The organism is Paraburkholderia sp. MM5477-R1 (assembly GCF_050436385.1).
In the GTDB taxonomy this organism is placed as follows: Bacteria; Pseudomonadota; Gammaproteobacteria; order Burkholderiales; family Burkholderiaceae; genus Paraburkholderia; species Paraburkholderia tuberum.
In genome coordinates this window covers 17,354-29,432 of the sequence record NZ_JBNDMC010000001.1, presented here as the reverse complement: position 1 = coordinate 29,432, position 12,079 = coordinate 17,354, and the positions used below count along the sequence as shown (strand labels likewise).

Below are 12,079 nucleotides of genomic sequence, written 5' to 3'. Positions count from 1 at the left end.
TCGCGGGCAACGTCACTTCGTTGCGCAAGGCGCACGTGTGGGCTTTCTCGACATCGACACGAACGCGGGAACAGCTCTTGCCAAATCGCTCGGTAACGCGCGCCATAAACCGCTCTTCGTCGCCTGCGACGTCACCGACATTCCCGCGTTGCACGCGGCCATCGCCGAAGTGCGGGCAGCATTCGGGCCGATCGAGGTGCTCGTGAACAACGCGGCGAACGATCGCCGCCACGCGCTCGCCGACGTTACGCCCGAGTCGTTCGATGCAGGCGTTGCAGTTAACGTGCGGCATCAGTTGTTCGCAGCGCAGGCCGTGGTCGAGGATATGAAGGCCGCACGCGCGGGCTCGATCATTAATCTCGGCTCGCATTGCTGGATGCTCAAGAGCAGCCAGTTCCCGGTTTACGCAATGAGCAAGGCGGCAGTACAGGGCCTGACGCGCGGGTTCGCCAAGGACCTCGGCGCGTATGGGATCCGCGTAAACACGCTCGTGCCGGGCTGGGTGTTGACTGAGAAGCAGCGCAACCTGTGGCTCACCGACGAAGGCCGCGAAGAGATACGACGCGGCCAGTGCATCGACGAGGAAATGGAGCCCGGCGATCTCGCGCGCATGGCGCTCTTCCTCGCGGCCGACGACAGCCGCATGATCACGTCGGAGGATGTCATGGTGACGGGTGGCTGGTCGTAATAAGGCCGATTCTCGCTCGGCGGTTTCGCCCACTGACGAGCGGTAGTGGCATGGCAACTTCCGAGGAAAGGTTGGCCGATGGTGGAAGCGCGTTCGCGACCTCGCGCAACCAAGCGAGGCCTCGAAGATTGTCGACGATTTCACCCGGATCGTCGACTGACCGCTGATGGCGGATTGGGTGAGGTCCCCAACGGCCGCTTAGTGGCACTCCAGTTCGCAAAACCCGAATTTGGCTGACTGACCGGTTTGGAGAAAGTCGTCTGGCCGGAGAGGGTCGATCGGAGACGTTCCGTAAAGTAGTGATACGGTGGAAGACGCCGCATACATCTGGTAGACACGCGCCTCCGGCTGACCATTGAATCTCTGAAGGTGCCGTATCGACGATCTTAGGCGCGGATTTGCGTACAGCGATCCGCATCTTCCATCGCGAGTTTTCGAGTTTGATCTGTGTGCGAGAGACAAGGCAATGGTTCGGTCTTCGAGCCTGCCCGGATGGCGGCGGCACGTCATTGCGTTCAGCCGCACGGAAGCGGCGGAGGCGAAGCGGAGATCGAGGATTCGACGCAGCGCGGATTTGTTCTTCACTGAATTGCCGGCACTGCACGTCGAAGACTACACACGTGCAAGGAAAATCTCGGTCTCACTTAACCGCATATGGTGTCTCCGACTGAGCGCACAGCGAAGTGAAGCAAACACGTGCTGACAAATTATCGGCACACCACAAGCTCGCTAGCGCGCGAAGCAATCGCGCAACGCCTTCGTCAACGGTTCGCAAATAGTAATTCGCAATTCCCGAGCGAATAGCTTGAACGATGGCTGCGTCATGACTAAGGTAGACATGACGGGAAGCTTACCTGCGGAGGACGCGACGAACGCCTTATTTCGCTCTCTGGCGGACGGTCTTCGGAGGTGAGTTCATCCTGGCCGGTGACGCGGGTCGCCGCGATACCCGCGCGCTATAGATGTATCGATCGATCTGCGTGCGGTACTGGTCACGTCCAGGTTGACGCTGGCGAGGTTGAGAGAAGCCGGTGGCGCAACGGTCGATTGTCGCGTTTGGGGTACTGCATCTACGACCGTCTCACGGCCTTCGACAGGCGGCCGCCGATGGAGCCTTCCATGTTCAAGCGACCCGTGCAATCGGTCCGGTCATCGATCATTCTTCTCGCGATCTTCCTTGCGGGTCTGATGGCAATCGGGTCCGTCACCGCCCAGACCTCGAAGGCCATCCGGATTGGCGTGCGCGGCGGCGATCCAGCTTCGGGTCGGTCGCGACACCGTCGACGCGGTACGTATGGCCATCGAGGAAATCAACGCCGATGGCGGTGTGATGGGGCGCCAGCTCGAAATGGTGGTGGCCGACGAGACGGAAAATCCGGAGCAGGGCATTAGTGCGGTACGAAAACTCACCACCGACGAAAGGGTCGATGTACTGATCGGCGGTTACGCGAGCGGCGTCGTGCTGGCGGAAATGCCGCACGTCGCCCAGTCGGAAACGATCTATCTCGGCGTCGGGGCCGCTTCGCCTTCCATTACCGCGAAAGTCAAAAGCGATTACCCGAGCTTCAAATACTTCTTTCGCGTGAGTCCGGTCAACTCCACGCATCTGGCGGAAGGGCTCGTCGCTTTCGTGTCGGGCAATGTTGCCGGAAACCTGAAGTACACCCGCGTGGCGATCGTCGGGGAGAACGCAAAATGGGCGCAGGAAATCGTGCCTACATTGAAGAAGGGCATCACGGACGCCGGCCTGAATGTGCAGATGACCGAATTGTTCGACCCGCAAACCAGCGACTTCTCACCGCTCTTTTCGAAAGCCCGTGAGAGCGGCGCGCAACTTATGCTGGTGCTGCTCTCTCACGCATCGAGCGATACGTTCGTCAAGCAGTGGTATGACGCCCGTGTGCCTGTGCTGATCGGCGGAATCGACACGAAGGCTCAGGATGCCGACTTCTTTCAGCGCGTCGGCGGCAAGGCAATCGGCGAATTCACGACTGCGTCCGCTGTCCGCGCGCCCGTGACACCGAAGACCATCGCGTTCTGGGATGCTTTCGTGAAGCGCTATGGGCGCGCGCCTGTCTATACTGCCCCGGGCGCGTACGATGCCACCTTCATCTATGCGGCTGCGGTACAGCGCGCACACGGCACGAGTCCGGACATACTGATTCCACAGCTGGAGAGAACGGACTACGTGGGCGTCGTGGGCCGAATTGCATTCGATGACGCGCATGATGTCCGGGCAGGTCCCGACTACGTGAGCGTACGGTTCGCGCAATGGCAGGACAATGGTGCGCGCGTCATCGTCTGGCCCAAAGCCTTGCAGACGGGAAACCTGATTGTGCCGCCGTGGATGAGACGGTAGCGTCCGGCAGCCGTGAACGAAATCCTCATCTACGGCGCAGTGACCAGTTCCGTGTACGCGATGCTAGCCGTGGGGTTCACCTTGATCTTCGGTGTCGCGCGGACCCTGAATCTGGCGCACGGATCGTTCTATGCGCTAGGCGCGTACGGCACCTATCTGATGACGACGTCGTTCAAGCTCTCTCTGACCGTTGCCGCGGCGCTCGCCGTGCTCATCGTCGCGGCTCTCGGCGTCGCCATGGAGCGTATGTTGATCCGTCCGTTGAGAGGAGCGGGGCTGGCGGTTCCAATGATGACGCTCGCTATGGCCCTGGTCGTGGAGCAAGTGCTTTTCCTCGGATTCGGTTCGGAGTATCGCAATGTGCCGTCGTTCATCGCCGCCAGCGTGATCGTCGGCGGAGTCGACGTCAGTGGACAGCGACTTCTCACCGTTGCCGTGAGCTGGTGCGTGTTGGCGTTCTTATGGGTGTTCGTGTATCGAACGCGCCAGGGTTCGGCGATTCTCGCCCTTTCGCAGGATAGGGAAGCCGCTCAGTACGTGGGTATTCCGGTTGATCGCATCTACGCGCTCGTGACGGGCATATCTGCGGCGCTTGCGGCGACCGCAGGCGTGCTGATCGCGCCGTTTCTGACGGTCCAGCCCGGCATGGGGCTCATGCCGATGATCAAGGCCTTCTCGATTGTGATCGTCGGCGGCCTTGGTTCGGTTCGTGGCAGCATTGTGGCGGCGTTGTTGCTGGGCTACGCCGAGACCATCGTTGCCTACGAAATCTCCGCCTCGTGGACCGAGCTCGTCTCTCTCGTCGCCGTGTTCATGACCCTCGTTCTCCGGCCCGCTGGCCTGTTCGGCATACGGGCACGCTGAGGAAATCCCATGTCGAAAGCTTACGCAAACCTGGCTGGCGCCACTGGCTTCACGGCGGTGATGATCGCGCTGCCACTGGTCGTGCGCGGAAGGTATTTCGTCGGCGTGCTCACGCTCGGCCTGATCTACGGCATCTGGGCGGCAAGCTGGGACTTCATGTCCGGACTCACCGGCCGTGAGAATTTTGGTCATGCGCTGTTCATTGGCGCCGGTGCCTACATGGCAGCATTTCTGAACACGATCTGGATGGCGAACCCGTGGTGGAGCATGCCGGCTGCGGCATGTGTCGCAGTGGCGTTCAGCCTGGTCGTCGGCATACCGACGTTGCGTCTGAGCGGACCTTATTTCGCATTGGCGACGCTGGCGGCGGCCGCGATCATGCAGCGTCTCACGCTGATCTTCTGGGAGCGGACGGGCGGCGAGGATGGCCTTCAGGGGATCGCGCCCCTGCTCAAGTCGCCTCTCGAACTGTACTACCTGAGTCTGTTCTGCCTGGTGGTGATCGTTGCGATTCTGCTCGCGATATCGGCATCGCCATGGGGCCTGATTCTTCGTGCGATCGGCGCAGATGAACTGGCTTGCCGCGCGAGCGGCCACAACACGACGCTGTACAAGGTCGTGGCGTTCGCCATCGGCGCGGCGCCCGCGGGCCTGGGCGGGGCGCTTTATGCGCACCATCAGTTGCAGGTGGGGCCGCAGCTGCTTTCAGTGTTCGTGTCGGTCTCGGTGATCACGATGGCCTACGTAGGAGGGATCGGCTCGATCTACGGCGCAGCCGTTGGAGCAATCCTGCTGACGGTGCTGACGGAACTGTTGCGCGGTGCGGGAGAGTGGAGATTGCTCGTCTACAGCGCCTTGCTGGTTCTGATGCTGTTTTTCAGGCCGCACGGACTGGTGGCGCCGCTTTGGCAGGCTCTGAGCGGAGCCGGTGAATGAGCGCGCTCCTGCAAGCGACCGGACTATCGAAGCACTTCGGGGGCGTTTATGCGATCAGAAACGTTTCGCTCAGCATTTCCGCCGGGAAAATCACCGGGATTGTTGGTCCGAATGGCGCGGGCAAGACCACGCTGTTCGATCTGCTGACCGGCTTTCTGACAGCCGACCGCGGCGAAGTGCGCCTTGGAGACACGCTGTTGACGGGCAAGGGCGCGGACCGTATCGTGAACCTCGGATGCGCACGGACTTTTCAGTTGTGCCGCCCTTTTTCCGGGATGAGCGTCGTCCAGAACGTCATGGTCGGGTGCCTCGCGCCCAGAGTTCGCGATTTCAAGACGACGCGTGCCCGTGCGCTGCATATTCTCGGAGGAGTCGGCCTGAGGGATAAGGCGTCGCTGCCTGTTCACGCATTGTCACAGGGTGACTTGCGACGGCTGGAAATCGCCCGCGCGCTCGGAACGAAGCCTCTCCTGCTGCTATTGGACGAACCGTTTTCAGGTCTGGGAGCGCATGAGGCGGAAACATTATCGGCGTTGATCAGGCAATTGAACAGACACGAAGGAATCACGGTGTTGATGATCGAGCACCGGGTTCGCGATCTGATGCTGTTGGCCGAGCGCCTGCTGGTCATGGACTCAGGGAAAGTCATCGCTGACGGCGAACCCGACGCGGTAATGCGTGAGCCATCGGTCGTGGCCGCGTATATCGGAACGCGGGAGAACGGCCATGCCGCTGCTCGAGGTACGGAACCTTGAAGTGAGGTACGGAAAGGCGGTTGCCATAGAACGCGTTTCGCTGCGCGTCGGGCTGCATGAAGTCGTCGGCGTGCTGGGCTCGAACGGCGCGGGTAAAACGACGCTATTGCGGGCGATCTCGGGAGTGCTGTCCAGCGCCGGCACGGTGCGCTTCGAGGAGCGGCGCATCGATGGCATGCCGCCCCACAGGATCGTCGCGGCGGGCATCTGTCATTGTCCCGAGGGCAGACATCTGTTCCGCGAATTGAGCGCTGAAAAGAACCTGCGGCTCGGCGCGTACTTGCGGAAAAACTGCGACGAGATCGAATGCGACCTGGAACGGGTGTTCGGACTCTTTCCGATTTTGCGAGCACGCAGATCGCAGCGTGCCGGGACTCTGTCAGGGGGAGAGCAGCAGATGGTTGCAATCGGGCGGGCGCTGATGGGCAAGCCGAAGCTGTTGATGCTGGACGAGCCCTCGGCGGGGCTGGCGCCAAAACTGAAATCGACCATTTTTCGCGCCATCGATGACATCAGGCGCGATGGGACTTCGGTTTTGCTGGTAGAGCAGGATGCATCGTCGGCGCTGCGCATCGTCGATCGCATTTATCTGCTGGAGCACGGCCATATCGTTCGCGAGGGCGTCAGCCGGGAGTTTTTTGATGATCGCGAGATCCGTCGTTTCTATCTCGGAGTCTGACATCCGGTACTCAGGGTCGAACGGCAGGACGTGGCTGCGGCCTGAAGCAGCGCGTGTTTCGAGTGATCGCTGGGGCAATGTCTCCGGACCGGTAAAAATGAACCTGGTACCGTCCATTCCGAAAACATAGAATTCCTACAGCGCGTGCGCTCGTTCGTCATGGCCATGAAACGGACTCAGACGCCGGCTTGCACCGGGCGCAACGCAACTGTGCCGGCGGATGTATCGTAATCCTGCTTTGCAACCGGATGCTCGCTATGCTGCCAGAGACTCGATATGCCCGAAGCGGCGATGTCAATGTAGCCTATCAGGTGATCGGAACGGGACCTCCCGACATCGTCGTCGTGCCAGGCTGGGTTTCCAACGTCGACTTCTGCTGGGAAGAGGCGGCGTTCGCAAGATTCCTGACCAGGCTCGCTTCGTTTTCGCGTGTCATCCTCTTCGACAAGCGAGGAACCGGTCTGTCTGATCGCGTCGTGGATCTGCCGAGTCTCGAAGTGCGTATGGACGACGTATGGGCCGTGATGCGCGCAGTCGGAACCGGCGTCGCGGCGCTGTTCGGCTACTCGGAAGGCGGCACCATGTGCGCACTCTTTGCCGCCACTTATCCTTCGCGAACTTCGGCTCTGGTCATGGCGGGCGCGTTTCCGCGCCGCAGGTGGGCGCCCGATTATCCATGGGGGCAAACCGACGAGCAGATACAGGGCGCGCTCGACGAAGTAGAGCGGGAATGGGGTGGGCCGGTCAAGATCGATGCGCACGCGCCAAGCATGGCGCGGGACGAACACTTTCGCCAGTGGTGGGCGCGTCGGCTGCGCGCCAGTGCAAGCCCGGCCGCCGCCAAGGCGTTGCTCCGCATGAATGCGGACATCGACATCAGACATGTCCTGCCGAGCATTCGAGTGCCGACGCTGATCCTGCACAACAGTCACGATCGTGTAGTCAGTCCCGGCGCGACCCGCTATATGGCCGATCTCATACCCGGTGCGAAGCTCGTCGAGCTGAACGGAACGGACCATATCCCGTGGGGCGACAACAGCGACGCCATCCTCGAGGAGATCGAGGAGTTCCTGACGGGAGTCAGGCACAGCCCGGAATATGATCGCGTACTGGCGACGGTTCTCTTCACGGACATCGTCGGATCGACGGATAAAGCCGTCAGCCTGGGAGATCAGCGTTGGAGCGATCTGCTGGAATGCCATCACAACTTTGTGCGACGCGAACTTGAGCGTTTTCGCGGGCGGGAAATAGCGACGACGGGAGACGGCTTTCTCGCGTCTTTCGACGGACCCGCGCGCGCGGTGCGGTGTGCCTGCGCGATCTCCAGAGATGTACAGTCGCTTGGTATCGAGATAAGGGCCGGCGTGCACACCGGCGAATGCGAAGTGATCGGAAACAACCTTGGCGGGATAGCGGTGCATATCGGAGCACGCATCGCCGGTCTCGCGCAAACTGGAGAAGTGCTGGTATCGGCAACGGTGAAGGATCTCGTCGCTGGATCCGCGTTGCATTTCCAGGATCGAGGCGTTTATTCCCTGAAGGGCGTTCCTGGGGATTGGCGGCTCTTCGCAGTCGATCATTAGCACCTAGGTGTGCGCTCAGGGAGCCGGAAAAGCAGTCGACGGCAACCGGCCACAATCCGCCGTTCACATCCGTCGTCGGCCGGACGTTCAGGCGTCGGCTCTACCCCGTAACCGGCCATCGCCCGCAACCGGGAGGGGACGACGAACAACATCGACGTCGTGCGCTCGCGTGGGGCACGCTTGTAACCCCGTATTGCTCTGAGTCTTCGACGCGACAGCTTCGAGGGTTGTCAGGCCGCCGCGTCCGGCGCCCGCAACGGCCTTCCGTCAAAACAACCGCCCCCCACCGAGCAAGTTGGATCCATTCTGGATCAGTGCGGTCATGTCGTCCACAACGCCTTCGAATCCTTACTCAGCTTAGATGCGATTGCGTTACGAATGCACAGCGTGCTCTACAACCGCCGCTTGCGCGGCAGCGGCAGCCGCTTCCGCCGCGGTGACGGCAGGCGACACGATTGCCGGCTGACCCGTCTGCCGGCGCGAACGTCCGGAACTCAGATAATCCGCGATCGAATCCTGCGTGACTTCGCCGACATAGCGGCCGTCGCCATCCAGCACCGGCATCCATGACGAATTGAACTGATACATCTTCGACAACACGATGCGCAGATGTTCGTCGGCGCTGACCGTCGCCTTGAACGCGGTCCGATGATCGCCGCACACGCCCTGGCCCGCGCGCGCCGCGCGCCGCGTCACATAGCCGAGCGCCTGCCGCTTGTCGTCGACGATGGTCAGATAGCGATTGTCGCTGTCGTCCATCATCTGGAAGGCGCGTGCAACCGGCAGGTCGGCATGGGCGGTTTCCGGCTGCGTGGCGGCGTCGCCGGCCTTCACCAGCAACAGGCGCTTGAGCGTGCTGTCCTGCCCGACGAACGCGCCGACAAACTCATCGCGCGGATGCGCAAGCAGCGTATCCGGATGATCGTATTGCACCAGTTGACCACGGCGGAACACGGCGACACGGTCGCCGAGCTTGATCGCCTCGTCGATATCGTGGCTCACCATGATCACCGTCTTGTTCAGTTGACGCTGCATCTGGAAGAACTCGTTCTGAATCGACTCGCGATTGATCGGGTCGACCGCGCCGAACGGCTCATCCATCAGCAGCACCGGCGGATCGGCGGCGAGTGCGCGAATCACGCCGATGCGCTGCTGCTGCCCGCCCGACAGTTCACGCGGATAGCGCTTCAGATACAGCTTCGGATCGAGCGCGACCATCGACATCAGCTCCGTGGCCCGTTCGCGGCAGCGCTTCTTGTTCCAGCCGAGCAGACGCGGCACGACCGTGATGTTCTCCTCGATCGTCATGTTCGGAAACAGACCGATCTGCTGGATCACATAGCCGATGTGCCGGCGCAATTCGACTTCGTTCAGGCCCGAGGTGTCCTCGCCATTGATCAGCACGCGGCCCGAAGTCGGCGCGATCAGACGGTTGATCATCTTCAGCGTGGTGGTCTTGCCGCAACCCGACGGGCCGAGAAACACGCAGATTTCACCTGCGCCGACCGTCAGGCTCACCGAGTCGACCGCTTTTACCTGCTGGCCGTCCTTCTGCGTAAATGTCTTTGTCAGTTGGTCGAGTTCGATCATGTCTTTTGCACTCCCTTCGGTGTCAGCAGGCGTTGCAGCGCTTGCAGCAGCAGGTCGGCGACGATCGCGAGCAAGCTCACGAGCACCGCGCCCACCAATAGCTTCATCATGTTGCTCTGGCCGATTGCGCGGATGATCAGCGTGCCGAGGCCGCCCGCGCCGATCACCGCGGCGATCGTCATCACGCCGATGTTCGTCACCACGGCCGTCCGCACGCCGCCGAGAATCACCGGCACCCCGAGCGGCAAATCTACGAGCCGCAGCCGTTGCCAAACGGTCATGCCGATGCCGATGCCGGCTTCCTTGATGCCGGCGTCGACGTTGCGCAGCGCGAGGTAGGTGTTGCGCATGATCGGCAGCAGCGAATAGAGGAACACGGCGGTGATCGCCGGCACCGCGCCGATCCCCTGGCCGAAGCGCGAGAAGACCGGAATCATCAGGCCGAACAGCGCGATCGACGGCAAGGTCAGCACCACGGTTGCGATGCTCAGCAACGGCGCGGCGAGCCACTCGTGCCGATTGATCAGGATCCCCAGGGGAACGCCGACGATGATCGCGCAGCCCACCGCGATCCCCACCAGCCATACATGTTGCGCAGTCAGTTGCAGCAGCTCAGGCCAATTGGCCGACAGATAGTCGAATACAGTCATGGAAAAGGTCTCCGCTCAGGGCAGCTTGTGCGTGCGCAGGAAATCCGCCGCGACTTCACGCACCGGCTTGCCGTCGATGTCGACCTGCTTGTTCATCTCCAGCATGGTGTCGTTGTTCAGCGCGTCGGATAGTGCGTTCAACTGCGTCGCGAGTTGCGGGTTCTGGTCGAGCGTCGCCTTGCGCACCACCGGCGTGGCGTTGTACGCGGGAAAATAGTGACGGTCGTCTTCGAGCGGCATGATGTTGAAGCCCTTCACGCGGCCGTCCGTCGTGTAGATCAGACCGATCGGCACCTGGTTGTTATGCAACGCGGTGTAGACGAGGCCCGGGTCCATCTGACGCGTTTCCGCGCGGCTGAACTCCATGCCGTAGGCGGCTTCGAGCGGCTTCAAACCATCCGGGCGATTGGCGAACTCCGCATCCATCGCGAACACGTGCTTCCTGTTCGGCTCCGCCGCGAGCTTCGCGGCGAGCTGCGAAATCGTGCGGATACCGGTTTGCTGCGCCACTCGTTGCGGCAAGCCGAGCGCGTACGTGTTGTTCAGCGGCGATGCATCGAGCCAGACGAGGCCGCGCTTCGCGTCGAGCGTTTTCACGCGTTCGTACATCGTCTTCGGATCGAGCTTCTCGGTGATCTTGTTGTAGACGATCGCGGCGGTGCCGGTGTATTCCCACACCACGTCGACCTGGCCGTTCTCCTGCGCACTGCGCAGCAGCGTGCTGCCGAGCCCGGTGCGCGCGTCGATCGTGTAGCCCTTCGAGCTTAGGTATTGCGACGTGATCTCGGTCAGCACGTACTGCTCGGTGAAATTTTTTCCACCGAGCACGAGCGTCGCCGCGCTCGCGTGAAGGCTCGCGAAGAACAGTGCGCCGGCTGCAACCCAGCCGCTGCGTTTGAACAGACTCATCATGCCGTCACCCCGCGTCGTGCGAGCAGGTAGCGGCTGCCGGCCGAAACGATGCCGTCCAGCACCAGCGCGAGAATCGCGGTCGCCGCGGCGCCGAGCAAAAGCTGCTGCTGATTGTTCAGATAGATGCCGGGGAAAATCAGCGTGCCGAGACTGTCCGCGCCGATCAGATACGCAAGCGGCGCGCTGCCCACGTTGATCGCGAGCGCTGTGCGCACGCCGCCGATGATGATCGGCATCGCGTTGGGCAACTCGACGCGCAGCAGCGACTGCCTGCCCGTCATGCCGATGCCGCGCGCCGCTTCACGCAGCGCGGGCGAGACGTTTTTCATGCCTTCGTAAGCGTTGCGCGTGATCGGCAGCAACGACGCGAGGAACAGCGCGACGAGCGCCGGAATGTCGCCGATGCCGAAGATGCCGAGCGCAATCGCGAGTACTGCCAACGACGGGATCGTGTTGCCGATGTTGAAGATCTGCATGAAGCGTTCGGCGTGACGCGCAAACGACGGGCGGCTCAGCAGGATGCCGGCGGGTATGCCGACCAGCAGCGCGAGCGCCATCGAGTAGCCGACGAGCAGCAGGTGACGTTTCGTGTAGTAGACCAGATCGGGCGCGTACTGATGCAATGCGCCGGGGTCGATCGCGCGCCACAGCAACGCGACGACAATGCCGATGGCTACAAGACTGCCGATCAGTCTGGCAGGACGATGAATCATGAAGATGCGCCTCCTTGTTCGGGCGACGCGCGGAAATAGCCACGCCGCACAGGCATCGTGACGACGCTGCGAATGGGAAGTTCGGGACGCGGCAGATGCCGCGAGTTGAACCGAGTGGTGCCGGGAGTGTGTTGTTGCCCGGCGCGAGGGTCTCGGCGATGAGTTGCTCGTGCCCTCGGTGGCTTGCCAGCTAACAAAACTGGCGCCAGATCCATCGATGATGATGTTGTGGACAGCGGCGCTGGGTCGCTTGTCCGGCGGGGTTTGGGTGCCCCTTGGAAGACCGGCTTTTTTACCGGTGACGGGATGGGTGCAATGTGCTGCTAATTTGCATCCAACCCCTTCTAACG

General features: G+C 61.8%; 10 protein-coding genes and 1 pseudogene. 7 read left to right on the top strand and 4 right to left on the bottom strand.

All coding sequences use genetic code 11. From position 1 onward, the window contains the following. Positions 1-13: 13 nt before the first annotated feature. The 7 genes and pseudogenes from OKW35_RS00120 to OKW35_RS00090 form a co-directional block, all read left to right on the top strand. Positions 14-688: pseudogene (locus tag OKW35_RS00120) on the top strand (SDR family NAD(P)-dependent oxidoreductase); the annotation flags it as partial. A gap of 1,294 nt (positions 689-1,982) precedes the next feature. After that, on the top strand, positions 1,983-3,047 hold the full coding sequence (locus OKW35_RS00115) for an ABC transporter substrate-binding protein (protein ID WP_429550848.1): 1,065 nt from the start codon (positions 1,983-1,985) through the stop codon (positions 3,045-3,047). A gap of 12 nt (positions 3,048-3,059) precedes the next feature. Further along, positions 3,060-3,911 (top strand): branched-chain amino acid ABC transporter permease, encoded by an 852-nt coding sequence (locus tag OKW35_RS00110; protein WP_429550847.1) that lies wholly within the window; start codon positions 3,060-3,062, stop codon positions 3,909-3,911. Between the two features lie 9 nt (positions 3,912-3,920). Beyond that, positions 3,921-4,847, top strand: coding sequence for a branched-chain amino acid ABC transporter permease (locus OKW35_RS00105; protein WP_429550846.1), 927 nt, complete (start codon positions 3,921-3,923; stop codon positions 4,845-4,847). Next, positions 4,844-5,602 carry an ABC transporter ATP-binding protein gene (locus OKW35_RS00100; RefSeq protein ID WP_429550845.1) on the top strand — a complete coding sequence of 253 codons (759 nt, stop codon included), beginning with the start codon at positions 4,844-4,846 and terminating at the stop codon, positions 5,600-5,602. Before OKW35_RS00105 ends, OKW35_RS00100 begins: the two co-directional genes overlap by 4 nt. Then, complete coding sequence (locus tag OKW35_RS00095) at positions 5,574-6,281, top strand: ABC transporter ATP-binding protein (protein ID WP_429550844.1); 708 nt, start codon at positions 5,574-5,576, stop codon at positions 6,279-6,281. The genes OKW35_RS00100 and OKW35_RS00095 overlap by 29 nt, the downstream gene beginning before the upstream one ends. 248 nt (positions 6,282-6,529) lie before the next feature. Beyond that, positions 6,530-7,864: an adenylate/guanylate cyclase domain-containing protein gene (locus OKW35_RS00090; RefSeq protein ID WP_429550843.1), complete on the top strand. Its 1,335-nt coding sequence runs from the start codon at positions 6,530-6,532 to the stop codon at positions 7,862-7,864. A 372-nt stretch (positions 7,865-8,236) separates the two neighbouring features. On the opposite strand, the gene OKW35_RS00085 is transcribed toward OKW35_RS00090, so the two are convergent. The 4 genes from OKW35_RS00085 to OKW35_RS00070 are packed head-to-tail and all read right to left on the bottom strand — an operon-like array spanning position 8,237 to position 11,729. Continuing rightward, positions 8,237-9,454 (bottom strand): betaine/proline/choline family ABC transporter ATP-binding protein, encoded by a 1,218-nt coding sequence (locus tag OKW35_RS00085; protein ID WP_429332227.1) that lies wholly within the window; start codon positions 9,452-9,454, stop codon positions 8,237-8,239. Further along, positions 9,451-10,104 carry an ABC transporter permease gene (locus OKW35_RS00080; RefSeq protein ID WP_429332228.1) on the bottom strand — a complete coding sequence of 218 codons (654 nt, stop codon included), beginning with the start codon at positions 10,102-10,104 and terminating at the stop codon, positions 9,451-9,453. The genes OKW35_RS00085 and OKW35_RS00080 overlap by 4 nt, the downstream gene beginning before the upstream one ends. A gap of 15 nt (positions 10,105-10,119) precedes the next feature. Next, a complete protein-coding gene (locus tag OKW35_RS00075; RefSeq protein WP_429550842.1) occupies positions 10,120-11,016 on the bottom strand; it encodes a glycine betaine ABC transporter substrate-binding protein in 897 nt (298 codons plus the stop codon). Continuing rightward, positions 11,013-11,729, bottom strand: coding sequence for an ABC transporter permease (locus OKW35_RS00070; RefSeq protein WP_429332230.1), 717 nt, complete (start codon positions 11,727-11,729; stop codon positions 11,013-11,015). Before OKW35_RS00070 ends, OKW35_RS00075 begins: the two co-directional genes overlap by 4 nt. Between the last annotated feature and the right edge of the window lie 350 nt (positions 11,730-12,079).